At 70.6% G+C, this 26,777-nt stretch carries 28 protein-coding genes; 13 read left to right on the top strand and 15 right to left on the bottom strand.

What is annotated here, in order from left to right; translation table 11 throughout:
- Nucleotides 1-18: 18 nt before the first annotated feature.
- The 6 genes from H8N03_RS15435 to H8N03_RS15460 all read left to right on the top strand — a co-directional run bounded on the left by H8N03_RS15435 (nucleotide 19) and on the right by H8N03_RS15460 (nucleotide 7,529).
- Complete coding sequence (locus H8N03_RS15435) at nucleotides 19-684, top strand: TetR/AcrR family transcriptional regulator (RefSeq protein WP_187077092.1); 666 nt, start codon at nucleotides 19-21, stop codon at nucleotides 682-684.
- Nucleotides 681-1,859 (top strand): efflux RND transporter periplasmic adaptor subunit, encoded by a 1,179-nt coding sequence (locus H8N03_RS15440; protein ID WP_187077093.1) that lies wholly within the window; start codon nucleotides 681-683, stop codon nucleotides 1,857-1,859. Before H8N03_RS15435 ends, H8N03_RS15440 begins: the two co-directional genes overlap by 4 nt.
- A 5-nt stretch (nucleotides 1,860-1,864) precedes the next feature.
- Complete coding sequence (locus tag H8N03_RS15445; RefSeq protein ID WP_187077094.1) at nucleotides 1,865-5,092, top strand: efflux RND transporter permease subunit; 3,228 nt, start codon at nucleotides 1,865-1,867, stop codon at nucleotides 5,090-5,092.
- Nucleotides 5,093-5,109: 17 nt separating this feature from the next.
- Complete coding sequence (locus tag H8N03_RS15450; protein ID WP_187077095.1) at nucleotides 5,110-5,799, top strand: protein-L-isoaspartate O-methyltransferase family protein; 690 nt, start codon at nucleotides 5,110-5,112, stop codon at nucleotides 5,797-5,799.
- A gap of 10 nt (nucleotides 5,800-5,809) precedes the next feature.
- Nucleotides 5,810-6,145: a rhodanese-like domain-containing protein gene (locus H8N03_RS15455; RefSeq protein ID WP_187077096.1), complete on the top strand. Its 336-nt coding sequence runs from the start codon at nucleotides 5,810-5,812 to the stop codon at nucleotides 6,143-6,145.
- Between the two features lie 61 nt (nucleotides 6,146-6,206).
- Nucleotides 6,207-7,529 carry a TolC family outer membrane protein gene (locus H8N03_RS15460; RefSeq protein ID WP_187077097.1) on the top strand — a complete coding sequence of 441 codons (1,323 nt, stop codon included), beginning with the start codon at nucleotides 6,207-6,209 and terminating at the stop codon, nucleotides 7,527-7,529.
- Between the two features lie 139 nt (nucleotides 7,530-7,668).
- Here H8N03_RS15460 and H8N03_RS15465 read toward each other — a convergent pair whose 3' ends face one another.
- Genes H8N03_RS15465 through H8N03_RS15475 form a run of 3 tightly spaced genes read right to left on the bottom strand, consistent with a single transcriptional unit; the run spans nucleotide 7,669 to nucleotide 11,265 of the window.
- Entirely contained in the window at nucleotides 7,669-8,916 is a 1,248-nt protein-coding gene (locus H8N03_RS15465; protein ID WP_187077098.1) for a 3-deoxy-D-manno-octulosonic acid transferase, read from the bottom strand.
- Complete coding sequence (gene waaC, locus H8N03_RS15470) at nucleotides 8,913-9,878, bottom strand: lipopolysaccharide heptosyltransferase I (RefSeq protein ID WP_187077099.1); 966 nt, start codon at nucleotides 9,876-9,878, stop codon at nucleotides 8,913-8,915. Before waaC ends, H8N03_RS15465 begins: the two co-directional genes overlap by 4 nt.
- A 4-nt stretch (nucleotides 9,879-9,882) precedes the next feature.
- Complete coding sequence (locus H8N03_RS15475; protein ID WP_187077100.1) at nucleotides 9,883-11,265, bottom strand: phosphomannomutase/phosphoglucomutase; 1,383 nt, start codon at nucleotides 11,263-11,265, stop codon at nucleotides 9,883-9,885.
- A 112-nt stretch (nucleotides 11,266-11,377) separates the two neighbouring features.
- Here H8N03_RS15475 and H8N03_RS15480 point away from each other — a divergent pair, with 112 nt between their 5' ends.
- From H8N03_RS15480 to H8N03_RS15490, 3 genes are all read left to right on the top strand, one after another.
- Nucleotides 11,378-12,847, top strand: coding sequence for a DNA-3-methyladenine glycosylase 2 family protein (locus tag H8N03_RS15480; RefSeq protein WP_187077101.1), 1,470 nt, complete (start codon nucleotides 11,378-11,380; stop codon nucleotides 12,845-12,847).
- A 10-nt stretch (nucleotides 12,848-12,857) separates the two neighbouring features.
- Entirely contained in the window at nucleotides 12,858-13,346 is a 489-nt protein-coding gene (locus tag H8N03_RS15485) for a methylated-DNA--[protein]-cysteine S-methyltransferase (protein ID WP_187077102.1), read from the top strand.
- Between the two features lie 79 nt (nucleotides 13,347-13,425).
- Nucleotides 13,426-14,325 carry a DMT family transporter gene (locus tag H8N03_RS15490; RefSeq protein WP_187077103.1) on the top strand — a complete coding sequence of 300 codons (900 nt, stop codon included), beginning with the start codon at nucleotides 13,426-13,428 and terminating at the stop codon, nucleotides 14,323-14,325.
- Nucleotides 14,326-14,512: 187 nt separating this feature from the next.
- Here the strand turns inward: H8N03_RS15490 and H8N03_RS15495 are convergent, their stop codons facing one another.
- Nucleotides 14,513-14,884 (bottom strand): hypothetical protein, encoded by a 372-nt coding sequence (locus tag H8N03_RS15495; protein WP_187077104.1) that lies wholly within the window; start codon nucleotides 14,882-14,884, stop codon nucleotides 14,513-14,515.
- Nucleotides 14,885-14,985: 101 nt separating this feature from the next.
- Between H8N03_RS15495 and H8N03_RS15500 the strand changes: the two genes are divergently transcribed.
- Complete coding sequence (locus H8N03_RS15500) at nucleotides 14,986-15,723, top strand: hypothetical protein (protein ID WP_187077105.1); 738 nt, start codon at nucleotides 14,986-14,988, stop codon at nucleotides 15,721-15,723.
- An 80-nt stretch (nucleotides 15,724-15,803) separates the two neighbouring features.
- Here the strand turns inward: H8N03_RS15500 and H8N03_RS26355 are convergent, their stop codons facing one another.
- From H8N03_RS26355 to H8N03_RS15550, 11 genes are all read right to left on the bottom strand, one after another.
- Nucleotides 15,804-15,935, bottom strand: a complete 132-nt coding sequence (locus tag H8N03_RS26355; RefSeq protein WP_255428233.1) for a hypothetical protein — start codon at nucleotides 15,933-15,935, stop codon at nucleotides 15,804-15,806.
- A complete protein-coding gene (locus H8N03_RS15505; RefSeq protein WP_187077106.1) occupies nucleotides 15,932-16,105 on the bottom strand; it encodes a hypothetical protein in 174 nt (57 codons plus the stop codon). Before H8N03_RS15505 ends, H8N03_RS26355 begins: the two co-directional genes overlap by 4 nt.
- Nucleotides 16,106-16,123: 18 nt before the next feature.
- On the bottom strand, nucleotides 16,124-16,285 hold the full coding sequence (locus H8N03_RS15510; RefSeq protein ID WP_187077107.1) for a hypothetical protein: 162 nt from the start codon (nucleotides 16,283-16,285) through the stop codon (nucleotides 16,124-16,126).
- 2 nt (nucleotides 16,286-16,287) lie between these two features.
- Entirely contained in the window at nucleotides 16,288-16,452 is a 165-nt protein-coding gene (locus H8N03_RS15515; protein ID WP_187077108.1) for a hypothetical protein, read from the bottom strand.
- Between the two features lie 92 nt (nucleotides 16,453-16,544).
- Nucleotides 16,545-16,904 carry a hypothetical protein gene (locus H8N03_RS15520; RefSeq protein ID WP_187077109.1) on the bottom strand — a complete coding sequence of 120 codons (360 nt, stop codon included), beginning with the start codon at nucleotides 16,902-16,904 and terminating at the stop codon, nucleotides 16,545-16,547.
- 107 nt (nucleotides 16,905-17,011) lie between these two features.
- Nucleotides 17,012-17,986, bottom strand: a complete 975-nt coding sequence (locus H8N03_RS15525; RefSeq protein WP_187077110.1) for a Bug family tripartite tricarboxylate transporter substrate binding protein — start codon at nucleotides 17,984-17,986, stop codon at nucleotides 17,012-17,014.
- A 28-nt stretch (nucleotides 17,987-18,014) separates the two neighbouring features.
- Complete coding sequence (locus H8N03_RS15530; RefSeq protein ID WP_187077111.1) at nucleotides 18,015-18,443, bottom strand: aconitase X swivel domain-containing protein; 429 nt, start codon at nucleotides 18,441-18,443, stop codon at nucleotides 18,015-18,017.
- On the bottom strand, nucleotides 18,440-19,717 hold the full coding sequence (locus tag H8N03_RS15535; RefSeq protein WP_187077112.1) for an aconitase X: 1,278 nt from the start codon (nucleotides 19,715-19,717) through the stop codon (nucleotides 18,440-18,442). Before H8N03_RS15535 ends, H8N03_RS15530 begins: the two co-directional genes overlap by 4 nt.
- Nucleotides 19,708-21,156 (bottom strand): FAD-dependent oxidoreductase, encoded by a 1,449-nt coding sequence (locus H8N03_RS15540; protein ID WP_187077221.1) that lies wholly within the window; start codon nucleotides 21,154-21,156, stop codon nucleotides 19,708-19,710. Before H8N03_RS15540 ends, H8N03_RS15535 begins: the two co-directional genes overlap by 10 nt.
- Nucleotides 21,157-21,187: 31 nt before the next feature.
- The gene (gene ilvD, locus H8N03_RS15545) at nucleotides 21,188-22,885 is read right to left on the bottom strand and encodes a dihydroxy-acid dehydratase (protein ID WP_187077113.1); all 1,698 of its coding nucleotides are present in this window, start codon (nucleotides 22,883-22,885) and stop codon (nucleotides 21,188-21,190) included.
- Between the two features lie 29 nt (nucleotides 22,886-22,914).
- The gene (locus H8N03_RS15550; protein WP_187077114.1) at nucleotides 22,915-23,724 is read right to left on the bottom strand and encodes an IclR family transcriptional regulator; all 810 of its coding nucleotides are present in this window, start codon (nucleotides 23,722-23,724) and stop codon (nucleotides 22,915-22,917) included.
- A 137-nt stretch (nucleotides 23,725-23,861) separates the two neighbouring features.
- Between H8N03_RS15550 and H8N03_RS15555 the strand changes: the two genes are divergently transcribed.
- From H8N03_RS15555 to H8N03_RS15565, 3 genes are read left to right on the top strand one after another with little or no spacing between them, the layout of a single operon-like run.
- Nucleotides 23,862-24,803, top strand: a complete 942-nt coding sequence (locus H8N03_RS15555; protein ID WP_354005134.1) for a Bug family tripartite tricarboxylate transporter substrate binding protein — start codon at nucleotides 23,862-23,864, stop codon at nucleotides 24,801-24,803.
- A gap of 17 nt (nucleotides 24,804-24,820) precedes the next feature.
- The gene (locus H8N03_RS15560) at nucleotides 24,821-25,780 is read left to right on the top strand and encodes a tripartite tricarboxylate transporter substrate binding protein (RefSeq protein WP_187077116.1); all 960 of its coding nucleotides are present in this window, start codon (nucleotides 24,821-24,823) and stop codon (nucleotides 25,778-25,780) included.
- A gap of 10 nt (nucleotides 25,781-25,790) precedes the next feature.
- Nucleotides 25,791-26,765 (top strand): tripartite tricarboxylate transporter substrate binding protein, encoded by a 975-nt coding sequence (locus H8N03_RS15565; protein WP_187077117.1) that lies wholly within the window; start codon nucleotides 25,791-25,793, stop codon nucleotides 26,763-26,765.
- Nucleotides 26,766-26,777 lie beyond the last annotated feature (12 nt).

A 26,777-nucleotide genomic window follows, 5' to 3' on the forward strand; every position in this document is an offset into this window, starting at 1 on the left:
GTGCCGGCACCCCCGCCCATGTCCTCCACCCGCCTCGCCGACGACAGCCAGTCCAGGCGCGAACGCCGCAAGGAAGCGCGCCCCGGCGAGCTGCTCGATGCGGCCCTCGACCTTTTCGTCGAGAAGGGCTTCGCCGCCACGCGCTCCGAGGAGGTCGCCGCGCGCGCCGGCGTCTCCAAGGGCACCCTCTTCCTCTACTTCCCGACCAAGGAGGAGTTGTTCAAGGCCGTCGTGCGCGAGAACATGTCCGGCCGCTTCGCGGAGTGGCAGGAGGAGTTCATGAAGTTCGAAGGCTCCACGGCGGACATGGCACGCCACTTCATGCGGGTGTGGTGGGAGCGCATCGGCGCCACGCGCGCCTCCGGCATCACGAAGCTGATGATCAGCGAGGCGCGCAACTTCCCGGAACTGGCTGCGTTCTACCAGCAGGAAGTGATCCGCCCCGGGACCGACCTGGTGCGGCGCATCCTGCAGCGGGGCATCGCGCGCGGCGAGTTCCGTCCCGTCGACGTCGAATACGCGGTGTTCGGCGTCGTCGCCCCGATGATCTTCCTGATCATGATGAAGCATTCGCTCGGCGCCTGCGCGCCCCAGGACTACCCGCTCGACCCGCAACGCTACGTGGACACGCAGATGGACATGCTGCTGCAGGGCCTCTGCGCACGTCCGGGAGCGCAGGCATGAAGCGCTGGCAAGGCATCGCGGCCGCGGCCGTCGTGGTGGTGGTGGTCGCCGTCGGCGGCTGGCGCGCCATGGGCGCGCGGCAGGCGCAGCAGGCCGCGCAGGCCCAGCTCGCGACCCAGAAGGCGCAGCCCCTGGTGGAACTCGCGGCGACGGACGTGGTCCGCGCCGAGACGCGCGAACTGCGCCGCGGCCTGCCGGTCTCCGGCTCCATCAAGGCGGTGAACTCCGCCTTCGTGAAGGCACGCGTGCCCGGCGAACTGCTGGAACTCGTGCTGCGCGAAGGCGACCCGGTCAAGGCCGGCCAGGTGGTCGCCCGCATCGAGCGCACCGAAGGCCAGGCGCGCCTGAACCAGGCGCAGCAGCAGGCCGACGCGGCCAAGGCGCAGATCGACATCGCCGAGCGCCAGTTCAACAACAACAAGGCGCTGGTGGACCAGGGCTTCATCTCGAAGTCGGCGCTGGACACCTCGCAGAACAACCTCGCCGCCGCACGCGCCACGCACCAGGCCGCGCTGGCCGCCGTGGACCTCGCGCGCAAGGGCGTGGAAGACACCGTGCTGCGCGCTCCCATCACCGGCGTCGTCGCGCAGCGCCTCGCGCAACCGGGCGAGCGCGTGGCGATCGACGGCCGCATCCTCGAGATCGTGGACCTCTCCAGCCTGGAGATGGAAGCGACGCTGAGCGCTGCCGATTCCGTGGAGCTGCGCGTCGGCCAGGACGCCACCCTGCAGGTGGAAGGCAGCGCGCGCCCCGTGGCGGCGCGCGTGGCGCGCATCAACCCCAGCGCGCAGGCGGGCAGCCGCAGCGTGCTCGCTTATCTCTCGATCGCGGACACGACGGGCCTGCGCCAGGGCCTGTTCGCGCAAGGCACCGTGCGCCTGGGACAGTCTTCGGCGCTCGCCGTGCCGCTGTCGGCGGTGCGCACGGACAAGCCTTCGCCCTACGTGCAGCTCGTGGAGGACGGCAAGGTGGTGCACCGCGCCGTGCAGGCCGGCGAGCGCGGCGACGCGGACAAGGAGAAGTGGGTGGCCGTGCAGGGGATCGCGCCGGGGGCGGTGGTGATCCTGGGGCATGTGGGGGCGTTGCGGGAGGGGACGCTGGTGAAGTTCACCGGGGGACCCTCACCCCAGCCCTCTCCCGCAAGCGGGAGAGGGAGCAAGAGTCCCAGCCCGTAACCGCCATGTGGTTCACCCGCGTCAGCCTCAGGAACCCCGTGTTCGCCACGATGGTGATGCTCGCCATCGTCGTGCTGGGCCTGTTCTCGTACAAGCGCCTCAACATCGACCAGTTCCCCAACATCGAGTTCCCGGTGGTGGTGGTGCAGACCGAGTACCCGGGCGCATCGCCCGAGATCGTGGAGAGCGAGGTCAGCAAGCGGGTGGAGGAGGCGGTGAACTCCATCGCCGGCATCAACGCCCTCACCTCGCGCAGCTACGAAGGCCAGTCACTGGTCATCATCGAGTTCCAGCTGCACGTGGACGGCCGCAAGGCCGCCGACGACGTGCGCGAGAAGGTGGCGTCCGTGCGCCCCCTCTTCCGCACGGAAGTGAAGGAGCCCCGCGTCCTGCGCTTCGACCCGGCGAGCCGCCCGATCTGGTCGCTGGCCGTGCTGCCCGACACCCGCGGCGGCGCGCGCGCGATGACGCCGGTGGAGCTGACCAACTGGGCCGACCAGGTGCTCAAGAAGCGGCTGGAGAACGTGCGCGGCGTCGGCTCCGTGACGCTCGTGGGCGGCAGCAAGCGCGAGATCAACATCTACCTCGACCCGGCGGCGCTGGAAGCGCTGGGGATCACGGCCGACCAGGTGGTGGCGGCGGTGCGCAGCGAGAACCAGGACCTCCCCGTCGGCGCGATCCGCTCGCTGGCGCAGGAGCGGGTGGTGCAGATCGACGCGCGCATGCAGCGCCCCGAGGACTTCGGCAACATCATCGTCGCCCGCAAGGGATCAGGAACCGCCGGTCAAGCCGGCGGGGGCACGCCCGTGCGCGTGCACCAGGTCGCGCGCGTCACCGACGGCGGCCAGGAAGTCGAGAGCCTCGCCCTCTACAACGGCCAGCGCACCCTGCTGCTGCAGGTGCTGAAGGCGCAGGACGAGAACACCATCGAGGTGATCGACGGCTTGCGCAGCACCCTGGCGGACATGCAGGCGCAGCTGCCCGGCGGCGTGAAGCTGAAGCAGGTGACCGACTCCTCGCGGCCGATCCGCGTCGCCGTGGAGAACGTGCGGCGCACGCTGCTGGAAGGCGCGGCGCTCACCGTGCTGATCGTCTTCCTGTTCCTGAACTCCTGGCGGTCCACGGTCATCACCGGCCTGACGCTGCCCATCGCGCTGATCGGCACCTTCCTGTTCATGTACGCCTTCGGCTTCTCCATCAACATGGTGACGCTGATGGCCCTGTCGCTGTGCGTGGGCCTGCTGATCGACGACGCGATCGTGGTGCGCGAGAACATCGTGCGCCACGTGCAGATGGGCAAGCCGCCTTACCAGGCCTCGCTGGAAGGCACGCAGGAGATCGGCCTGGCCGTGCTGGCCACGACCTTCTCCATCGTGGCCGTGTTCCTGCCCATCGGCTTCATGGGCGGCATCATCGGCAAGTTCTTCCACGAGTTCGGCGTGACCATCGTGGCGGCGGTGCTGATCTCGATGTTCGTGAGCTTCACGCTGGACCCGATGCTGTCCTCCGTGTGGCACGACCCGGAGGCGGAGGGCCACGGCAAGCCCAAGGCGAAGCTCACCACCTACGACCGCACCATCGGCCGCGTGACGGGCTGGTTCGACCGCTCCACCGAGCGGCTGGCCGACGCCTACCAGTCCATCCTGCGCTGGTCGCTCGCGCACAAGCTGGCCACGGTGCTGGGCTCCGTCGCCATCTTCCTCACGAGCGTGTTCATGGTGCCGCTGCTCGGCACCGAGTTCGTGCCGAAAGCGGACTTCTCCGAGACGACCATCAGCTTCTACACGCCGGTGGGCTCCTCGCTGGAGCTGACCGAAGCCAAGGCGCGCCAGGTCGAATCCATCGTTCGCGAGTTCCCGGAAGTGCGCTACACGGTGGCGACGATCAACACGGGCGCCGCCGCGGGCAAGATCTACGCGAACCTCTACGTGCGGCTGGTCGATCGCAAGGACCGGCAGCGCAGCGTGGACACCATGGCCAGCATCCTGCGCGAGCGCCTGAAGCAGGTGCCGGGCATCACGGTGACGCACGCGGGCCTGCTCGATGCCGTGGGCGGCAACAAGCAGATCGAGTTCTCGCTGCAGGGTCCCGACCTCAAGGAGCTGGAGCGCCTCTCGCGCCTGGCGACCGAACGCATCCGCGACATCCCCGGCCTGGTGGACCTGGACTCCAGCGTCAAGCCGGACAAGCCCACGGTGGCCGTGCAGGTGCGGCGCGACGCCGCCTCGGACCTGGGCCTGTCGGTGGCGCAGATCGCGGGCGCCTTGCGCACGCTGGTCGCCGGCCAGACGGTGGGCAACTGGCGCGCGCCCGACGACGAGACCTACGACGTCAACGTGCGGCTCGCCCCGGATGCGCGCAACGCGCCGCAGGACCTGGAACGCCTGCCTTTCTCCGTGGGCAGCAACGCCGACGGCAGTCCGCGCATCGTTCGCCTGAACCAGGTCGCGACGGTGCGCGAATCGACGGGCCCCAACCAGATCAACCGCCGCGACCTCACGCGCGAGGTGGCGATCAGCGCCAACGCGCACGGCCGCTCGGCCGGCGACGTCTCCAACGACATCCGCGCGCGCCTCGACACCATCCAGCTGCCGCCCGGCTACCGCTACCAGTTCAGCGGCTCCACCAAGAACATGAAGGAGTCCTTCGGCTACGCGGTCTCCGCGCTGGCGATGGCCGTGATCTTCATCTACATGATCCTGGCGAGCCAGTTCAAGAGCTTCCTGCAGCCGCTGGCGCTCATGACCTCGCTGCCGCTCACGCTGATCGGCGTGGTGCTGGCGCTGCTGGCCTTCCACTCCACGCTCTCGATCTTCTCGGTGATCGGCATCGTGATGCTCATGGGCCTGGTGACCAAGAACGCGATCCTGCTGGTGGACTTCGCCATCCGCATGCGCGAGCAGGGCATGGAGCGCTCGCAGGCCCTGCTGCATGCCGCCCGCGTGCGCCTGCGGCCGATCCTGATGACGACGCTGGCCATGGTGTTCGGCATGGTGCCGCTCGCCTTCGCCCTCACCGAAGGCTCCGAGCAGCGCGCCCCCATGGGGCAGGCCGTGATCGGCGGGGTGATCACCTCGTCGCTCCTGACGCTCGTGGTCGTGCCGGTCGTGTACTGCTACCTCGACGACTTCGCCCGCTGGCTGAGGCGTGGGCGCCACGCGGCCCCCGAAGGCAGCGGCGGTGGCGCGGGGGCCGAGCCCGTCCCGGCTTCTAGAATGGGGGGTTTGTCCTGAATGCCACGAGAAAGCCCATGACCGCCGTCCCCGACCTCGAACGCGCCCGCTTCAACATGATCGAGCAGCAGATCCGTCCCTGGGACGTGCTGGACCTCGACGTGCTGGCCTTGCTGTCGCAGGTGAAGCGGGAGGAGTTCGTGCCCGCCGCCCACCAGGCGCTGGCCTTCACGGACATGATGATCCCCCTGGGCACCCCCACCGAGGAAGCGATGCGCCAGGGCTGGTGCATGCTCGAGCCCAAGCAGGAAGCCCGCATGCTGCAGGACGTCGCCCCCCGCGCCCACGAGAAGGTGCTGGAGGTCGGCACCGGCTCCGGCTACATGGCGGCCCTGCTCGCCAGCCGCGCGCAGCGCGTCATCAGCCTGGAGATCGTGCCGGAACTGGCCCGCACGGCCCGCGAGAACCTGCAGCGCGCGGGCATCCGCAACGTCGAAGTCCGCGAGGCCGACGGCGCGAAGGGCCTGGCCGCGGAAGGCCCGTTCGATGCCATCGTGCTCTCCGGCTCCGTCGCCGAAGTGCCGCAGGCGCTGCTCGCGCAGCTGAAGGTCGGCGGCCGGCTGGCCGCGATCGTCGGCGACGAGCCCGTCATGCGCGCCACCTTCATCACCCGCACGGGCGAGGCCTCGTACACCACCACGCAGCCCTGGGACACCGCGGCGCCGCGCCTGGCCAACTTCCCCGCGCCTTCGCGCTTCCACTTCTGAGGCGGCCGGCATGATCGCCCAGGTCCGCCCCGCCGACTGGCCCGACTGGCTGCAGGCGCAGCCCGGGCGCCCCGTGCTGCTGGACGTGCGCGAGCCCTGGGAGGTGCAGACCGCCAGCGTGCCCGCGGGCGACTTCGACCTGGTGGCCATTCCCATGAACGAGATCCCGGGGCGCCTGGCGGAACTGCCGCAGGACCGGCCCATCGCCTGCCTGTGCCACCACGGCGCCCGCAGCCTGCGCGTGGCCATGTTCCTGGCGCAGCAAGGCTACGCGGACGTGGCGAACATCGCGGGCGGCATCGATGCGTGGTCGCGGGAGCGCGATCCGGGGATTCCCAGGTATTGAAGCGCCGTCGACAATCGCCGAGGACGACGAGCAGAAAAGCAAGACCCGAAAAGGACGGACCATGAAGAAGTTGCGGCTTGCGCCCCTCGCGGTGGCGATCGCCCTGGCCGGCGCCGGACCGGCATCGGCGGAGAGCCTGCTGGACATGTACGAGGCCGCCCGTGCCTACGACGCCACCTGGCAATCGGCGAAGGCGCAATACGACGCCAACCTGTACCGGGCCGAGCAGGCCAAGGCGGGCATCCTGCCGCAGGCCGGCCTCTCCGCCGGCGTGAGCCGCAGCAAGATCGACGTGGACAACCCGCCGACGGACCGCATGTTCGGCACGCAGAACGCCACGCTCAGCGCCTCGCAGCCCTTGTACCGCCCGGCCAACCTGGCCACCTACCGGCAGGGCCAGCGCCAGCTGCAGCTCGCCGAATACCAGCTCACGGCGGCGAGCCAGGACCTGATCATCCGCGTCAGCCAGGCCTACTTCGACGTGCTGGCGGCGCAGGACACGCTGGCCTTCGTGCGCGCCCTGAAGGAAGCGACGGCGGAACAGCTCGCGTCCGCCAAGCGCAACTTCGAGGTGGGCACGACGACGATCACCGACACGCGGGAGGCGCAGGCGCGCTACGACCTCGTGCTGTCGCAGGAGATCCAGGCCGAGAACGACCTGCGCATCAAGCGCCTGGCGCTGGACACGCTCGTGGGTAGACCGGGGTCCCAGCCCAACGTGCTGGGACCGCTGAACAACGTTCCGCCGCCGCAGCCCGCCGACCCGGAAGCCTGGGTCGCCGCGTCCGAAGATGCGAGCCCGCAGATCCTCGCCGCCAAGTCGAACGTGGAAATCGCGGAACTGGAGACCGAGAAGGCGCGCGCGGGCCACAAGCCCACGGTGGACCTGACGGCCAGCTACGGCTGGGTGCACAACAACAACGGCAGCGCCAGCTCCACGATCGACAACCGTCCGCGGCAGGGCACGGCCGGCATCGCCTTCAACCTGCCCCTGTTCTCCGGCTTCGCCGTGCAGAACCGCGTCCGCGAGACGCTGGCGCTGGAGGAAAAGGCGCGCACCGACCTGGAGGCGACGCGCCGCCAGATCGCGCAGGCGGTCCGCACCGCGTACTTCGGCGTGGTGTCGGGGCAAGGCCAGGTGCGCGCGCTGGAAGCGGCGGAGGCGTCCAGCCAGAGCTCGCTGGACGCGAACCGCCTGGGCTACCAGGTCGGCGTGCGCATCAACATCGACGTGCTGAACGCGCAGACGCAGCTGTTCCAGACCAAGCGGGATCTTTCGCAGGCACGGTACAACGTGCTGCTGGGGCACCTGCGGTTGCGGCAGGCGAACGGGACGCTGTCGGCGGAAGACCTGACGCGGTTGAATACGCTGCTGGCGCGCTGATCGCGCTTGCGGTGGGGTTCGCTTCGCTCACCTTCCGGCGCTGGCGCGCCGCCACCCTACAACACGGGATGCGCCACGACTCGTAGGGTGCGTGGCGAGAGCCACGGAAGGTGAGCGAAGCGAACCCCACCGATCGCCCTCAAACCCTCACCATCGCCAACACCGCCTTCGCCGTCCGCACCGCCGCCCCGCGATGCGCCGCGGCGAACCGCTCGCCTGCTTCCGCGGCCGCCTGGCGCGCCGCGTCGTCCCGCACCAAATCAACGGCCGCCCGCACTCCCGCTTCCATGTCGGCGACCCGCATCGCCGCCCCGGCCTGCAACGCCAATTCCGCCGCCTCCCCGAAATTGAACGTGTGCGGCCCCATCACCACCGGGCACCCGCAGGCCGCCGCCTCGATCAGGTTCTGTCCCCCCAGGCGCGCGAAGCTGCCCCCGAGCAGCGCCACGTCCGCCGTCGCGTAGTACAGCGCCATCTCGCCCAGCGAATCGCCGATCCACACGTCGGCCGGCGCGGGCGCTTCGTTCGTCCAGGCACTGCGGCGCGACACCGAGAAACCGGCCTGCGCCACGAGCGCCGCGACCTCGTCGAAACGCTGCGGATGCCGCGGCACCAGCAGCCACTGCACGTCGCGGTGCGCCGCGATCGCGCGCAGGAACTCCGCTTCCTCGCCTTCGCGCGAGCTCGCGAACATCACCACCGGCCGCGGCGAGGTGCCGCGCCAGTCGCGGCCCAGCCGCAGCTGCCCGGCGTCCGGGCTGGCATCGAACTTCAGGTTGCCGAACACGCCTTCGACGCGCGCACCGAGCTCGGACAGGCGCCGCGCGTCCTCCTCCGTCTGCGCCCACACGGCATGCAGCGCCCCATAGGCCGGCCGCGACAGGCGCGCGAGGCGCCGTGCCTGCGCGAGCGACTTGGGCGACAGCCGCGCGTTGGCGAGCGCCAGCGGCACGCCGCGCGCATGGCACAGCGCCGCGAGGTTCGGCCACACCTCCGTCTCCATCAGGATGCCCGCGCTGGGACGGAAGTGGTCCAGGAAGCGGCGCACGGCCTGCGGCGTGTCCCAGGGCAGCCAGGCCTGCGCGTCGCCTTCGCGCAGCAGGCGCTGCCCTTCGGCGCGGCCCGTCGCCGTCCCGTGCGTGAGCAGGATGCGCAGGTCCGGCTGCGCGCGGCGCAAGGCGTCGACGAGGATCGCGGCCGCCCGGGTCTCGCCGAGCGACACGGCGTGGATCCAGAGCCGGCCCGGCTCCGAGGGCCCGTGGTAGCGCCCGAAGCGTTCCTCGACGTGTTCCAGGTAGCCCGGCTCCGCCACGCCGCGGCGCCGCAGCTTCCGGCGCAACAGCGGCTGGGCCCCGATGAGGACCAGGGAATAGAGCGGCCGGATCATCCCGCCATTGTGACGCCCTGCCACGCGTGCCAGACGGCATCCACCGAGGGCGTGGGCCGGGCGTAGACGGCCTGCTGCCGCCGGTTGCCGAGCGGCCCCGTGCGCCACGCCGTGTCGAAGTTGTAGACCTGCACGTGCGGCAGGTCGAGCGCGACGGCGATGTGGCTCAGGCCGCTGTCCACGCCGATGGTGCCGGCGCAGCGGGCCATGCGCTGGGTGAGCGCGTCCAGCGACAGCCGCGGCCACACCTCGGCACGCGGCCCGAGGGCCGCGGCGATGCGGCGGCTGCGTTTCTCCTCGGCCTCGTTGCCGTGCGGCAGCGCCAGCGCGTGCCCTTGCGCGAGCAGGCGCTGCCCGAGCTCCAGCCAGTGGTCCTCGGGCCAGCACTTGTCCTCGCGCGAGGTGCCGTGCACCAGGACGACGGTGTCCTCGCGCGGTCCCGCGGCGCGCGCCAGGCCGTAGCGCGGCGCGCCGGAGAGCGCATAGCCGAAAGCGCGGGCACAGACTTCGCGGGCGCGCTCCACGGCGTGCAGCTGCTGTTCCAGCGGGATCGCGACGTCGGCGACCCAGCGCGTGGGACGCTCGTAGCTCGAGCCGTCCGTCGCGTTCGCCATGGCGTAGCGCCGCCCGCCGGGGGCGAGCGTGGCCATGCGGGCGACGAGGGCCGACTTGGTCAGCCCCTGCAGGTCGACGACGGCCTCGTAGGCCCGGGCCTTGAGGTCCTCGCGGAACGCCCGCCACTCCACCCGCGTCTCGCGCGCGAACGGCGCCTTGCGCCAGCGGCGCAGGTCACAGGGGATGACCCGGTCGATGCCCGCGCAGCGCCGCACGAGCGGCGCGAAGCCGCGCTCGACCACCCAGTCGATGCGCGCGTCCGGAAACGCATCGCGCAGGTCGTGCACCACGGGCAGCGTGTGCACGACGTCGCCGAGCGACGAGAGCTTGACGATGAGGAGGTCCAAGCCGCTAGTGTGCCGCCTCGCCGATCTTCGCGTCGGGTTTCACGCTGCGCAGCAGGGCCAGCATCTCGCCTTCGATGCGGTGCATGGCTTCCTGCGTGTGCCCCTCGAAGCGCAGCACCAGCACCGGCGTGGTGTTGGACGCCCGCACGAGGCCGAAGCCGTCCTTCCAGTCCACGCGCAGGCCGTCGATGGTGGACACCTGCGCGGCGGGGAAGCTGGCCTTCTTCACGAGCTCGGCGACGACGCGGTGCGGCTCGCCCTCCTCGCACTTCACGTTCAGCTCCGGCGTGGAGAAGCTGGTGGGCAGCTCGTTGAGCACCTTGCTCGGGTCCGGCGAGCGCGAGAGGATCTCCAGCAGCCGGCAGCCGGCATACGTGCCGTCGTCGAAGCCGTACCAGCGCTCCTTGAAGAAGATGTGGCCGCTCATCTCGCCGCCCAGGGGCGCGTTGAGCTCCTTCATCTTCGCCTTGATCAGCGAGTGGCCCGTCTTGTACATGACGGGCTGGCCGCCGGCCGCGGCGATGGCCGGGCCGAGGCGCTGCGTGCACTTCACGTCGAAGAGGATGGGGGCGCCGGGCACGCGCGAGAGCACGTCCTGGGCGAACAGCATCATCTGGCGGTCCGGGAAGATGTTGTTGCCTTCCTTCGTGATGATGCCGAGGCGGTCGCCGTCGCCGTCGAAGGCGAGGCCGAGGTCGGCGCCGGTCTCCTTCAGCTTGGCGATCAGGTCGCGCAGGTTCTCCGGCTTGCTCGGGTCGGGGTGGTGGTTCGGGAAGTTGCCGTCCACCTCGCTGAACATCTCGATCACCTCGCAGCCGATCGCCCGGTAGATGTCGGGGGCCGACGCGCCGGCGACGCCGTTGCCGCAGTCGACGACGATCTTCAGCGGCCGGGCGAGCTTGATCTCGCCCTTGATGCGGTCGCGGTAGGGGGCGGTGACGTTCACGTTGCGGACCTTGCCGGGCGCCGGCGGTTCGTCCCAGCCGGAGGTCTCCATCATGCGGCGCAGGGCCTGGATCTCGTCGCCGTAGATGGCGCGGCCGGCCAGGACCATCTTGAAGCCGTTGTAGTCCTTCGGGTTGTGGCTGCCGGTCACCTGGATGCCGCTGGTGGCGAGCGTGTTCGCCGCGAAGTACAGCATGGGCGTGGTCACCATGCCGACGTCGACGACGTCGACGCCGCTGGCGACGAGGCCGCGGACGAGGGCGGCGGAGAGCGAGGGGCCGCTGAGGCGCCCGTCGCGGCCGACGGCGACGGCCTTCTCGCCTTCGCGCCGGGCCATCGTGCCGAAGGCGCGGCCAAGGGCCTCGGCAACCTCTTCCGTCAGGGTGGACGGCACGATGCCGCGGACGTCGTAAGCCTTGAAGATGCTGGGACTGAGCTGCATGGAAAGAGCGGTTCTGGTGTTGGAGGTGTCCCGGGCATTCTAGGCGGCGGGCCGGCAGGAACATGTCCGAAAACGGCTAGTGCCGCGCGCCGCGCTGCGTATCATCCATCGCATGACCCCGGTCGAGCCGCCCCTGAGCCCCGATGCCTGCTACCTCGCGCTGAAGGCGCGCGACGCGCGCTTCGACGGCAGCTTCTTCACCGGCGTGACGAGCACCGGCATCTACTGCCGGCCCGTGTGCCGCGTGCGGACGCCGCGGCGCGAGAACTGCCGCTTCTTCGCCCACGCGGCGCAGGCCGAGAGTGCCGGGTTCCGGCCGTGCCTGCGCTGCCGTCCGGAGCTGGCGCCGCAGGCCCTGCGCTGGTCGCTGCAGGACGCGGGGGCCGTGCTGGCGCAGCAGGCGGCGCGCCTGCTCGACGAGCCGGAAGCGTGGGGCGACGCGGGTCCTTCCGTGGAAGGGCTGGCGCAGCGGCTCGGCATCAGCGACCGGCACCTGCGCCGCATCTTCGACACGCACCTCGGCGTCTCGCCGCTGCAGTACCTGCAGACGCGCCGGCTGCTGAGCGCCAAGCAACTGCTGGCCGACACGGCGCTGCCCATCACGCAGGTCGCGCTCGTCAGCGGCTTCGGCAGCGTGCGCCGCTTCAATGCCGCGTTCACGGCGCACTACGGGCTGAGCCCCGGCGCCGTGCGGCGCGAAGGGCCGGCGCGCGAAGCGGCTTGCGAAGTGCGGCTCGGCTACCGTCCACCGTACGACGTGGATGCGATGCTGGGCTTCTTCCGCACGCGGGCCATCGCAGGGCTGGAGGCGATCACCGAACGATCGCTGTCGCGGACGCTGGCGCTCGACGCCGCCGGCCGCCGCTGGGAAGGCTGGCTCACGGCCACTTTCGACGAAGCGCATTGCCAGGTGCTGCTGCGCGTGAGCGAATCGCTGCACGGCGTGCTGCCGCTGGTGATCCGCCGCGTGCGGGCCGCCTTCGACCTGGATGCGGACCCGCATGCCATCAACGCGCGGCTGCACGGCAGCTTCCCGCTCGGCGACGGGCTGCGCGTGCCGGGCGCGCTCAGCGGCTACGAACTCGCCATCCGTGCCGTGCTGGGCCAGCAGATCACGGTGGCGGCGGCGCGCACGCTCGCACAGCGCCTTGTCGAACGTTTCGGCACCCCGGTCGCCACGCCGGATCCGGCGCTGCGCCACCTGTTCCCGGCGCCGGAAGTCCTGGCCGCGGCCGAAGGCGACGCGCTCGGGCAGCTGGGCATCGTGCGGCAGCGGCAGGCCGCGATCGTGGCGATCGCGCGGGCCGTGGCGGAAGGACGCGTCGCGCTGCATGCCGGCGCCGACGTCGCGGCCACGACGACCGCGCTCAAGGAACTGCCCGGCATCGGCGACTGGACGGCGCAATACATCGCGATGCGGGCCCTGCGCTGGCCCGATGCCTTCCCCGCCGGCGACGTCGCCCTGCACAAGGCGCTGGGCGTGCGGGAGGCGAAGCAGCCCGCACGCGAGGCAGAGGCCGCGTCGCAGGCCTGGAAACCGTGGCGCAGCTATGCGGTCATCCGCGCCTGGAGCGCCCTCTGAGGAGCATGCAATGAACGAACGCGTCTGCACGTACTACGAGAGCCCCCTCGGCACGATGCTGCTGGCGGCCACCGGCGCCGGCCTGGCCGGCGTCTGGTTCGTCGGCCAGCGGCATGGGCCGGACAGCAGCGGCTGGCGCGAAGACCCGGCGCATCCGGTGCTGCAGCAGGCCGTCGCGCAACTGCGCGCCTACTTCGCCGGCGAGCGCACCGGCTTCGACCTGCCGCTGGACCTGCGGGCCGGCACCGCGTTCCAGCAAAGCGTGTGGGACGCCTTGCGCACCATCCCGCGCGGCGGCACCACGAGCTATGCGGAACTGGCGCGCCGCCTCGGCAAGCCGCAGGCCGCACGCGCGATCGGCGCCGCCGTGGGCCGCAACCCGGTGAGCATCGTGGTGCCTTGCCATCGCGTGCTCGGCACCAATGGGACGCTCACCGGCTACGCCGGCGGGCTGGAGCGCAAGACCGCCTTGCTGCAGCTGGAAGGCGCATTGATGTGAGCCGCGAATCAATGCGGCCTGCAGAATTCATCAGTGGCCGCCGGAACGCGGCCCGAATCGCCCGACACTAGGCGTCCTCATGTCCTTCGCTTCCGTCATCGACTTCATCGCCCTGGCGGCGATCTGGGGTGCGTCCTTCCTTTTCATGCGCCTCGCGGTCGGCGACTTCGGCCCCGTGGCGACGGCGGCCATGCGCGTCGCGATCGCCACCGCGTTCCTCGTGCCGCTGATGCTGGCCAAGGGCCACGGCGCGCTGTTCCGCCGCCACTGGTGGAAGGTGTGCCTCGTGGGCGTGCTCAACTCCGCCCTGCCCTTCATGTTGTTCGCGTTCTCGCTGCTGTCGATCACGACGGGCTTGTCCGCGATCCTGAATGCGACGGTGCCGCTGTTCGGCGCCCTCGTGGCGTGGGTCTGGCTGAAGGACCGGCCGACCGGCTCGCGCCTGCTGGGCCTGCTCGTGGGCTTCACCGGCGTCGCGGCGCTCGCCTGGGACAAGGCGAGCTTCCGTCCGGACGCCGTGAGCGGCATCGCGCCGGCCTGGGCGGTGCTCGCCTGCCTGCTCGCGACGGTCTGCTATGCCATCGCGGCGAGCGCGACCAAGCGCTACCTGAGCGGCCTGCCGCCGCTGATGACGGCCACGGGCAGCCAGCTCGGTGCGACGCTGGTGCTGGCACTGCCCGCGCTGTGGCTGCGGCCCGACCACGTGCCGCCGGTGCAAGCGTGGCTGGCGCTGCTCGTGCTCGGCGTGCTGTGCACCGGCATCGCGTACATCCTCTACTTCCGCCTCATCGAACAGGCGGGACCGTCGCGGGCGCTGGCCGTCACCTTCGCGCTGCCGGTCTTCGCGATCTTCTACGGCGCGCTGTTCCTGCGCGAGCCGGTGACTTCCTGGATGCTGACGTGGGGCGCGGTCGTCGTGCTCGGCACGGCGCTGTCGACGGGGCTGCTGAAGATCCCGTCAGTGCGTACGCAGGCATGAGGCGTGCGCGCAAGGTGAAAGGGGTGGGGCGCGAGAAGGAAGAACGCAGAGGTCGCAAAGGTTGCGCAGAGGTCGCAGAGGACAACCTTGCGAAGGCTTTCTCTGCGACCTCTGCGTATCCTCTGCGACCTCTGCGTTCAAAATTCCTGGAACCGCGCAGGTCCTTCCTAATACCGCGCAGGTCTTCCTAGAACCGCGGCAGGTCCGTCAACCGCCGCCCCGGCCTCTCCTCCGCCGGCGCCAGCGTCTCGGTGCCTTCCGGCAGCACGTCCACCTTCACCTGCGGGCCCATCTGCAGGGTGCCGCGCTCGGTGGGGAACAGCGTGACGATGGTGTCGCCCTCGACGAGGCGGTCGACCACTTCCACCAGCCGCGTGGGCGCGGGGCGCAAATCCCAGTGTTCCAGGCTGGGATCGATCATGCCCATCATCACCTCCGAGACCTGCGAACCTTCCAGGCGCACGGCGGTGATGCCGTAAAGCACGGTGGACACCGGGCCGCCGGCCAGGGGCGGGATGGACGCGGTGCTGCGTGGGAACGACATCGATTTCTCAACCATGGGGCACATTGTGGGCACCCACCTTCCGGCCTCGATAAGCGGGGCGCGCGTGAAGGCGTGGGAGTCTGCCTACCGTCGAACCGTACACTGTACTCCCCGCCATGTCCTCCACCAGCCCTGTCTCCTCGTCCGTGCTGTCCCGCGCGCATGCGCGGCGGCTGCGGGACCTCTACCGCTCGGCGGGATGGCCGAGCCAGGATGCGCTGGAGATCGACCTGCTCGCGGCCGGATTGCTGGAACGCGTGCGCTCGCCCGCCGGGCACGAGACGCTGCGCGTCACCGACGCCGGCGTGCAGTGGCTGGCGGTGACCCTGGCGCGCAACCGGGCCGCACTGTCCTCGCACGAGGCTTTGGTGCAGAAGGTGGCGCAGGAAATGGCGCGTGCGGGCCGGCTCGCGTGGACAGGGCTGAGCTTGCGCGCGCAGGTCGCGACCGGGGACGAAGCGAAGCCCACGCGCTGGTGCATCGCGCGGCCGGACGTGTTCTCGATCCGGCACACGTCCGTCGAGAGCTACGTCGAACCCATCGTGCACGAGATCAAGGTGCGCCGCTCGGACCTGCTCGCCGACTTGCGGGTCGAGGCCAAGCGGGCCGCCTATCGCGACCTGGGCGAGTGCTGGTACGTGCTGGGAAGCGATGCGCGCGGCAAGCCGATCGGCGAGCCGGAGGACGTGCCGCCGGAATGCGGCGTGATGCTGCTGCAGGGGGAGCGGCTCGTGGTCGCGCGGACGGCGCAAAGGCCGGCGCGGGCGGCGTTGCCGTTCGGGGTGTGGATCGCGCTGGCGAAGGCGACGCCGCTGGCGGGGAGCGACGAGGACGCGCAGGGGATGCTGGCGTGAACTAGCGCCGATCGGTGGGGTGTGCTGCGCTCACCTGCCGCGGCTGCGCCGCGCCACCCTACAACGCGACCTCGCGTCGTTTACTGCTTCGGATGTTCCGAATGGCCCTGCTCCGGGCCGCTCGGCACGTGCCCCTTCTCGGGATCGGCGGGCGCCGGCGTCGGCTCGGGGTTGGCCGGCTTGGGCGCCGGGGTGGGCGCGCCCGTGGTCATTCGCGTTCGGGGCTGCGCGCCGGGCGCTCGTCACGCCCGGTGCCGCGCTCGCTGCGCGCATCGCCCTTCCCGTCGGCGGGGATGTCCTGTTCGGGCACGAAGGCCGGTTCCTCGCGGTCGAGGCCGGGGGCCGGCGGCGTGATGCCGCGGGGGACGCGGATGGTGGGCATGGGAAGGCTCCTGTGGTTTCAGATGGTGGGCTTGGCCACGCCGGGGTCCTCGGGCTCGGCCGGCGGCAGCGCCTGCCCGAACTCGGGCTCGACCGGCAGCTGCGTCGGGTTGGCGGGGACGTCGGTGCCGGGCGGATAAGGCTCGGGCTCGACCGGGTGCGTGGGCGTGGGGTGCGTCATGGTCAGAACGGGCTCTTGGGCGAGAGCACGGGCTCCGGTGGGTCGATGCGGCCATGCTCCCCCGCGGGGGCGGGCTGCGCATCCGCCGGAGGAGAGAAGCCGTCGGCGAGGCTTTCGCGCGCCGGCTCGGCGGCACGCAGGCTGGCGTCGATCTCCTGGTGGTTCATGGGTCGCTTCCTGCCGCGATGGTGCGCCGGGCGGTTCGGCCGCGATTACGGTCGCGGGGACGATCGCCTGTAGTCGACGGCGCCTCCGCGCGTCAGTGCTTTTCGTCGGCCACGCGCTGCGCGTCGCGGCGCATGACGCTGCTGGGCTCGTGCGTGAAGGGCAGGCGCGGCAGGCCGATCAGCGCCTGGAGCCGCGCGTGCGCGCGGTCCATGTCCGCGCCGATCATGGCGATCGCCACCTCGTGGGTGGGCTCGTGCTCCACGACGTCCAGGTAGGCCAGCCGCAGCCGCTGGTAGTCGGCGTCCGCGCGGGCCACTTCTTCCTGCAGGGCCAGCACCTTCGCGTACTCCGCGCGGCTGTAGCGCGCGGTGTTCTTGCTGCCGCTGCCACTGCTGCCCGGGCGATCGTCGATCGAGTGGGCGCGTGCGTGCGGTCCGTTCCTGGTGCTCATGCTTGCACTCTAGGAAAACCGTCACGAAAACGCTGTAGGACAGCGCGCAACGCAGCGGCAGGCGCGGCGCCCGATGTGCGGCTTTGCACACCGGGCGGGCCGGGCGGTCAGTCGAACTTGACGTTGTTCTCGCGGACCGTCGCCACGAAGCCGTCGTACTGCCTGTGGAAGAACGCGCTGAACTCCGCCGGCGTCATGCCGTAGCTGGAGAAGCCCTGCCCCACCAGTTGCTCGCGCACATCCGGGCGCGCCAGCGCCGCGCGCAAGCCGGCGCTGAGCTTCTCGGTGACGTCCGCGGGCATGCCGGCCGGGCCGAAGAAGCCCGCCCAGGGCGTGATGGTCAGCTTGCCGATGCCGAGCTCGGCCGCCGTCGGAACGTCGGGCATCAAGGGACTGCGCCTGGGCAGCAGCGTCACGAGCGCCTTGGCCTTGCCTTCCTTGACGAAGGCGGGCATCAGCGTGCCGGTGGAGAACATCATGCTGATCTGCCCGCTGGCCAGGTCGGTCAGCGCCTGCGCGTCGCCCTTGTAGCGCGCGTTCACCACCTTGGCGCCGCGGGTGGACAGCAGCTGCAGCATGGCGAGCTCGGAAGCGCTGTTGCTCGAGGCGGAGGTGTACTTGCCCGGGTTGGCCGCGACGAGGTCGAGGAACTCGGACAGCGTCTTCGCCGGCAGCTGCGGCGCGACGGCAAGGAACATGGAGAACTCGCCCGCCGAGCTGATCGGCGTGAACGCCTTGAACGGCTCGTACGGCGGGTTGGGCCGCAGCGCAGGCACGGCCACCATCGCGGTGTTGGTGCCCATGAGGATGGTCGTGCCGTCCGCGGGCGCCTTCATCACCTCCTGCGCGGAGATGATGCCGTCGGCGCCGGGCTTGTTGTCCACGATCACCTGCGTGCCGAGTTCGGCGGCGAGCCCCTTGGCGATGATGCGCGTCATCACGTCGGCGGCGCCGCCGGGCGTGAAGCCGACGACGATGCGCACGGGCTTGCCGCCCTGCGCGAAGGCGGCGGGCACCGCGCAGGAGGCCGCCGCAGCGGCGATGGCCTGCAGCACGTGCCGGCGGGTAAAGGTCTTGTCCATCGATGTCTCCTCGGTCCTGTGCGGATCTCTACTTGCGGGTGATGGTCACGATGCCGGCATCGGCATCCACGCGGACCCAGTCGCCGGTGCGGATCACCGTGAGCGGGTCGATGTCGAAATCGGTCATGGCGGGGGCGTGCGTCACGACGGTGCCCAGCGCCACCTTGGCCGTCATCTGGTTGAACAGCCATGCCGCCGGCGCGGTGCCCATCACGCGGGCCAGGTGGAACATCGCCGACCAGCCGGACGAGCCCTTGGCGCCGGGGAACACCAGCACCTTGCCGGCGAAGCTCTGGCCGCGCAGCTCGTGGCGGACTTCGACGATGGTGCCGGTGCGCGGGTCGACGCCGCCCCAGCCGGAGATCGGCTCGGTGGTGACGAGGGCTTCGCCTTCGGCGACGCCGGGGACGACCTTGCGGCCGCGGATGACGATGGTTTCGATCACGGCGGAGTTCATGCTGCGCTCCAACGGCCCGTGCAGGCCGCGTCGATGCATTGCGCGGTGGTGCCGAACCAGGCCTGCACGCCGAGGATGGCGGGCAGGTAGTGCGCCTGCTTGGCGGAATCGAGGGCGACGACCCTGGTGCCCGGCGGCACGGCGCGGCTCATCGCGGAGCAGCTGTCCGTGAGGATCTTGCCGCCCGCGTCCTCGATGATCTTCGTGTAGCCGTTGCGCGTGGCGATTTCCTTGATCGCGCGCGGCGTCCAGATCCACAGCGCCGTTCCGGGGTTCACCTTGCGGCCTTCGATCAGCTGCGCCGCTTCCCAGATCTGCTCGATCGTGTAGTGCGGGCAGCCCAGCATCACGTAGTCGACCTGGCGGTCCTTGCCGGTCGCGTTGATGCGCTCCAGGGTCGCGGCGCGCTCGCGGGCGCCGTAGTGGCGCAGCTCGGTGGGCGTGTTGCCGCCGTAAGCCTGTTCTCTCGTGTTCGCTTCCGGCGTGATGCCCACGAGGTGGAACATCTCGACGCCGCCGGACGAGGAAGCCGCCGCGCCGAAGTGCTTCAGCTTCGGCAGGTTCGGCACCTGCCCCACGCCGGTGATGACGGGCACGCGCTCCTGCACCCAGTCGCCCATCCAGTAACCGAGCAGGCCCCAGTCCTCCACGGTCTCGACGGGGATGTCGAGGTGGATGCCGAGCGTGCCGCGCCGGCCCTCGTCGCGGTGGAAGCCCCAGTCCGGGATGCGGCAGGTGAGCATCGCCGCGCCCACGCTCTCGCGGCCTTCGGTGTTGGTGCGCGCGCCCAGCACGGAGTTGCAGTACACGACGGCCGACGATTCCATCCACGCGCAGTGCTCGCCGCGCGTGGGCACGTTGCCCACCTGGTAAGGCGTGCAGGTGTTGAGGATCTGCACGCCCAGGCGCGCCGTCTCCGCTTCGCTCTTCCTGTAGAAGCGGACCATCTCCTCGGACAGGCCCATCTCCTGCGGATGGTGCGGATCGAAGCCGAGCTGCAGGTGCGAGCTGAACGCCTTGACCTTGGGGATGTTCACCACCTTGCGGCTGTCCAGGCTGAATTCGCTGAACACGGCGTCCATCCCGCCCTTCTCCAGCGCGAAGTCGCGCATGAAAGGCGTGGTGGCGGTGACGGTGCCCGTCACGTTGTGCGTCTCCACCAGGCACTCGGCGCCGAGCGCCTCGCCGTAGCGGATCAGCAGGTCCATGGCGGCGGCGACGGCTTCGCCGCCCTGGCCGTCGCGCATCGCCTTCTCGGCGTCGGTCAGGCGCATGCCTTCTCCCCGGCGACGGTGGCCTTCGCCTTGTCGCTCGCGCGCAGGAACGCGCCCTGGCGCAGCAGTTCCTGCTGCAGGGTGGGCACGTCGACGTGGCGCGGTTGCACGCCTTGCGCCACCGCGAGCGCCGCCGCCGCGCCGGCGGCCTGGCCGGTGATCCAGCACTGCGGAATCTCGCGCATGAAGCCGTGCGAGTTGCGGTCGCACGAGATGTGGCGGCCGCAGGCGAGCAGGCCGTCGAGCGTCTCCGGCACCAGCGCGCCGTAGGGAATGGAGATGTTCGGGAACTTGGGCGAGACCGCGGGCGTCACGCCCACCTCGTCCCACAGCGCCGTGCCTTCGGGCCAGCGGCTGCGCAGCACGGCGTCCACGCCCTTCAGGCGGCGCGCGTGGCGCACGCCGATCTGCGGCGCGGACAGCATCATGTACGCGTTCTCGAAGCCGGGCGCGTGCTTGCGGAAGTACTCCAGGTGCGCGGCCATCGCACGGTGCGAGCGCACTTCGACGGCCGTGAGGTCGTCGACGTCCAGCGCGGAATAACCGGACTGGCGCGGCCCCATGAAGAGCGCGATGTCGTCGCGCCAGGAGACGAAGGGCCGCTCGAACAGGCCGCACTCCTCCCGCCCGCCGGCCATGAAGGCCTGGAAGGCCTCCGGCTCGCCGGAGCGGAACGCGAGCCACTTCTTCATGTCGACGCCGCCGAACAGCCAGGACGTGTTCATGCAGTGGTGCACGTCCTCTTCCTCGATGTCGTTGGTGAAGCCGGCGCCGGCGCGCGCGAACAGGTCGCCGTCGCCCGTCGCGTCCACCACCACCTTCGCGCGGATCGCCATGCGGCCTTCCTTGCTCTCGAAGGTGGCGCCGGTGACCTTGCCGTCTTCCACCAGCGGCATCGCGGCCCAGGAGTGGTAGACCAGCTTCACGCCGCGCTCGATCATGATCTCCTGCGACAGCAGCTTGAGGCGCTCGGGGTCGATGGTGGGCGACCAGGTCACCACGCCGTGGTAGGCCGCGGTGCGGAAGGACCAGTGGTGCGCCTTCTTCGGATCCTGCGAGCCCCAGTCTTCGGGCGCGGGGCCGGCGACCGCATCGGCCGGCAGGCGGTCGAACAGTTCCTCGGCGAAGCCGCGGATCACCAGCTTGCCTTCCCAGTCGGTCATGCGGTCGATCCAGATCACCAGGCCGCCGGTGGACAGGCCGCCGAGGTGGTTGTAGCGCTCCAGCAGCACGACGTCGGCACCGGCGCGTGCAGCGGCCGCGGCCGCCGCGGTGCCCGAGGGCCCGCCGCCGACCACCAGCACGTCGCACTGGCGGTACACGGGGATGTCGCGGCCCGGCTCGTGCACCGTGCCCAGCTGCGGGCGCGGCGGCTTGGCGTCGCGCGAGAAGATGTCGGACTGGAGGATGCGCTCGTCGCCGCGGACGGCGGTCTTCATGGTGGGCTTGTCGATGCTCATGTCGGTCGTCTCATTCGGCGGTGTCGCGGGTGAGCACGGCGCCTTGCGCCAGCGGACCCACGTTGCGGCGGTAGATCTGCAGCCAGCCACGGTCGAACTGCGGCGAGGGCTTCGTCCAGGCCGCGCGGCGCTGCTCCAGCACCTGCGGCGCGACCTCCAGGTCCACGCGGCGCGTGTCCAGGTCGATGGTGATGGTGTCGCCGTCCTGCACGAGGGCGAGCGGGCCGCCCAGCGCGGCTTCCGGCGCGACTTCCGCGACGACGATGCCCTTGCACACCAGGCCGCTCAGGTGGCCGTCGGTGAGCATCGCGACTTCGTCGCCGAGGCCCGCGCCGTCGATGGCGAACACGACGCGCGAAGCGCCGCCACCCATGGCAGGGCCGCCGCACGCGCCCGCGCCGCGATGCACGAGCACGGAGCCGGACGGCACCTGCTTGTCGCGCAGCGCGGCGACGGCGGCGTCGGAGGTGTCGAAGCAGATCGCCGGACCGCTGAAGCGGCGCACCTTGCGCTCCACGATGCCGGGCTTGATCAGTGCCCCTTCCGGCGCGAGCGAGCCGCGCAGCAGCACGATCGCGGGACGCGGCGCGACCGGTCGCGCGATGGGGCGGATCACTTCGGCGTTCGCCGGCTGGTAGCCGGTGAGGTTGTCGGCCACGCTGCCGCCGGTGACGGTGCGCACGCCGTTGTCCAGCAGCGGCTGCAGCTGCTTCATCAGCGCGCGGCAGCCGCCGGCGGCCTCGAACTCCTCGATCAGGTGCTCGCCGATCGGGCGCACGCCGGCCAGCACCGGCGTCTCGGGGCCGAGCCGCTCGAACAGGCCGTACACGTCGACGCCGTTCTGCGCCTCGGTCGCCACCGCCTGCAGGTGCTTCACCGCGTTGAGCGAGCCGCCGATGGACAGCACCGCCTTGACCGCATTCGCGAACGCGCCGGGCTGCAGGATGTCGCGGGGCTTGAGGTCGTCCCACACCATCTGCACGATGCGCGCACCGGCGGCGCGGGCGTCGGTGAACATCTTGTCGGACAGGGCTGCGACCGGCGCGCTGCCCGGCAACGCCATGCCGAGCGCCTCGCACACGATGTGCATCGTGTTGGCCGTGCCCAGGCCCGAGCACACGCCCGGCGAGCGGATGGCGCAGCGGCTCATGCCGATGACTTCATCCACCGGCGTGCTGCCGATCTGCGCGTGCATCGAGTGGATGAACACTTCCTCGATGTCGACGTGCTGCCCCTTGTACTCGCCGCTGGCCTGGTAGCCGCAAGGCACCAGGATCGTGGGCACGTTCAGGCGCGCCGCGGCCATCAGCTGGCCGGGCACCGTCTTGTCGCAGGAGGTGAGGCACACCATGCCATCGAGCTGCGCGCCTTCGACGGCGGCCTCGATGTCGTTGGTGACCAGGTCGCGCGCCGCGAGCATGTAGGCGCCGCGGGCACCCGCGCCGGTGACGAAGTCGCTGGGCGCCGCGGTGCGGATCTCGAAGGGCACGCCGCCGGCGGCGCGGATCGCCTCCTTCACCACCTTGGCCACCTGGTCGAGGTGGCTGTAGCAGGCGGCGAGTTCCGAGCTGCTGTTGACGACGGCGATCTTCGGCTTCTCGCAGTCCTCCTCCGGGATGCCCATGGCCTGCCATTGCGCGTTGCGCACGGCCCAGAGGTAGGACCCCCGGGGGAAATTGCTGCGCAGCTTGCGCGCAGGTGCATTCATCTCTCGTGTCTCCTCGTACGTCCTGGAATTCAACGGGGCGCGGGCACGTGGCCGCCGATGTCCGCAGCCAGCGCCCCGGCCATCTTCAGCAGCCGCGGTGCGATCTCCTGGCGCAGGTGGTCCTCCGTGTAGACGAAGGCCGCCGTGCCGCAGTTGAGCGACATGACCTCGCCGTTCGGCCCCACGAGGGGCACCGAGACGGAATTGATCTCGCGGTGGAACTCGCCCGCCGAGATGCAGTAGCCGAGCCGGTCGCCTTCTTCCAGCGCCTTCTTCAGCGGCGGCTCCAGGGCAGCCCAGTCGCTGCCGCGCGAGAGGCGCAGCGTCTCGATCAGGCGCGCGCGCTCTTCGGGGAACAGCGCCCAGAGATACGCACGCCCCAGCGCCGAATTGGCGATCGGCGCGCGCGAGCCGACGTCGAGTCTCGGCGCGAGCATGGTCGTGCGGGGGCGGCAGGCTTCGACGATCACCATCTCCAGGCCGTCGGGCACGGCGAGGTAGACCGAGCCGCCCGCTTCTTCGGCGAGCGCCTGCATGTGGGGACGCGCGATCGCGCGCACGTCCAGGCCGGCGAGGAACACGCGGGCCAGCGACACGACGCCGGGGCCGAGCATGTAGCGGTCGCCTTCCGGCTCCTGCTTCATCAGGCCCAGCGTCACGAGCGTGGACGCCAGCCGGGTGACGGTGGGCCGCGGCACGCCGGTCAGGCGCGACAGTTCGGTGGAGGTGAGGGTGCGCCGGGTCTCGGTGAAGCAGCGCAGGACGGCAATGCCGCGCTCCAGGGCGCTGACGGTGTCCGGCTTCGCGACGGCGGCGACGCTCTCTTCGGTTGCTTGCATCTTGCGTATTCTGGACGCCGCGTTCAAAATGTGCAATCCCGACCGCGAAAAATCGCAGCGCAAGCACATCAGGAGACAAGAAAATGGCTGGTTCGCGCATTTCCCGGCGCCACTTTGGCGCATGGACCGCTGGCGCCGTGTTGGCGTCGCCCCTCGCAGGCCTGGCGCAAGGCACCTTTCCGCAACCGGGCCGGCCGATCCGCATCCTCGTCGGGCTCGCGGCCGGCGGCTCGCTCGACGGGCAGGCGCGGTCCGTCGCGCGGCGCCTGTCCGAGATCGCCGGCACGCAGGCGGTCGTGGAGAACAAGCCCGGCGCCAGCATGATGCTGTCGGCCAGCGAGGTCGTGCGCGCGCAGCCGGACGGCTACACGCTGCTGTACGCGCCCTCGTCGCTCTTCGCGCAGAACCCGCACACGCTGTCCAGCGTGCCCTACGACCCGTTCAAGGACTTCACGCCGATCACGGTCGCCGCGAAAGGGCCGCTGGTGCTCACCGTGCACCAGTCCCTGAACGTGAAGGACGCGAAGGAACTGATCGCGTGGGCCAAGGCGCATCCGGGCCAATTGAACTTCGCTTCCTTCGGGACCGGGACTTCTTCGCACATCTACGCGATGGCTTTCGCGAAGGCGGCCGGCATCGAGGTGACGCACGTCCCGTACAAGGGCACGGCCGAAGCGGCGCGCGACCTGCTGGAAGGACGCGTGCAGGCCTACTTCGACGCCGCGCCCACCGCCATCCAGAACGCCGCCACCGGGCGCATCCGCATGGTGGGCGTCGCCTCCCCCAAGCGCATGCCGGCCTCGCCCGAGGTGCCGACCTTCACCGAACAAGGCATTCCCGGCATGGACCTCACGAGCTGGATCGCCTTCGTCGGCCCGCCGAAGATGCCGCCGGAGCTCGTGGCGCGCCTGAACGCGCTGCTCACGCAGGCGCTGAACGCGCCCGACGTGAAGGACTTCTACTACCGCGGCGCCTGGGAGGCCTCGCCTTCCACGCCCGCGGAGCTGGGCAACGAGATCCGCGTCGCCTACGACCGCTGGGGCCAGATGATCAAGCAGATCGGCTTCGAGAAACAGTAACCCACCCCGTTTGCTCCATGAAGATCCTGAAGAACCTCCTTGCCGCGGCCGCCTGCGCCGTGCTGCCCTTCGCGGCTTCCGCGCAGGCCCCCTTCCCTTCGAAGCCGGTGACCATCGTGGTGCCGAACGCGCCGGGCGGCGCCATCGACATCCTGGCGCGCCTGCTGGAGAAGAACCTCAGCGAAACCTGGAAGCAGCCGGTGATCGTGCAGTACAAGCCGGGCGCGGGCACCGTGATGGGCACCGACTTCGTCGCGAAGTCCGCGCCGGACGGACACACCATCGGCATGGTGATCACGGGCCACATGATCAACCCGAGCCTGCGCAGGAACATGCCTTTCGACACGCTCAAGGACCTGTCCGGCGTGTCGCTGCTGGCGACGTCGCCGATCGTGCTCACCGCCTCCCCCAGGCTCCCCGCGAACAACCTGCCGGAGCTGATCGCCCTGGCGAAGAAGGACAAGCTGAGCTACGCCTCGCCGGGCAGCGGCAGCTCCATGCACCTCGGGGCCGAACTGCTCAAGACCACCGCGGGCGTCGAGATCCTGCACACGCCGTACAAGGGCGCGGGCGGCGCCTATCCCGACGTGATGGCCGGCCGCGTCGACCTGCTCGTCGACCCGCTCTTCTCCTCGCTGCCGCACATCAAGTCCGGCGGCTTGAAGCCGATCGCGATCATGAGCGCCAGGCGCTCGCCCATCGCGCCGAACATCCCCACAGTCGCCGAGACCCTGCCGGGCTTCGTCGTGGAGAGCGTCTTCGGCGCGGTCGTTCCCTCCGGCACGCCCAAGGACGTGGTGCAGAGGATCAGCGCCGACATGAACAAGGTGCTGCAGTCCGCCGAAGTGAAGCAGCGCATGGCCGACATCGGCCTCACGGGCGTGGGCAACACGCCGGAGCAGTTCGATGCGTACATCCGCACCGAGATCCCGCGCTGGGCCCAGGTGGTGAAGGCCTCCGGCGCCACGGCCGACTGAGGGACGCACCATGACCGCATCGCGACTCACCCGCCGCGGCATCGTCGCCGCGCTCGCCGCCGCGCCGCTGCTGGCCTTCGCGCAGGCGCCCACCTGGCCCGACAAGCCCGTGAAGCTGATCGTGCCTTTCACGGCCGGCGGCCCGACCGACACCGTCGCCCGCATGCTCGCCACGCAACTCGAAGCGATCTGGAAGCAGCCCGTCGTGGTCGACTACAAGCCGGGCGCCGGCACCGTGCTCGGCACCTCCGTGGTCGCGAAGTCGCCCGCCGACGGCTACACGCTGGGCATGGCGATCTCCGCCCTGACGATCAACCCCAGCCTGCAGGCCAACCTGCCTTACGACACCAGGAAGGACATCGTCGGCGTCGCGCAGGTGGCGCAGGCGCACTTCGGCCTGTTCGCGCATCCCTCGCTGCCGGTGAACACCGTCCCCGAGCTGATCGCCTACGCGAAGAAGAACCCGGATGCGCTCAGCTTCGCGACGCCCGGCGCCGGCACCGGCACGCACCTGGCCGGCGAGATGCTCGCGCACATGGCGGGCATCAAGATGGTCCACGTGCCGTACAAGGGCAGCGCACCGGCGCAGCAGGACGTGATCGGCGGCCGCGTGCCGCTGCTGTTCGACATCCTGTATTCGTCGATGCCGTTCGTGAAGGACAAGCGCCTGAAGGTGATCGCGCTGTCCAGCCCGAAGCACGCCATCTCGAATCCGGAGATCCCCCTGATCGCCGACACGCTGCCGGGCTTCAGCGCGATGAGCTCCATCGGCATCATCGCCCCCGGCGGCCTGCCCCAGCCACTGCTGCAGAAGATCAGCGCCGACGTCGGCCAGGCGGTGCGCAGCGCCGAGATGGGCGCGCGCATGGCCACGCTGGGGCTGGAGCCGGTGGGCTCCACCTCCGAGCAGTACAACGCGCAGATCCGCGCGGAAATCGACAAGTGGGCGGCCATCGTGAAGACCGCGAACATCAGGATCGAGTGAGAAGGACCCCGA

Source organism: Ramlibacter cellulosilyticus (assembly GCF_014297465.1).
GTDB classification, from domain to species: Bacteria; Pseudomonadota; Gammaproteobacteria; order Burkholderiales; family Burkholderiaceae_C; genus Ramlibacter; species Ramlibacter cellulosilyticus.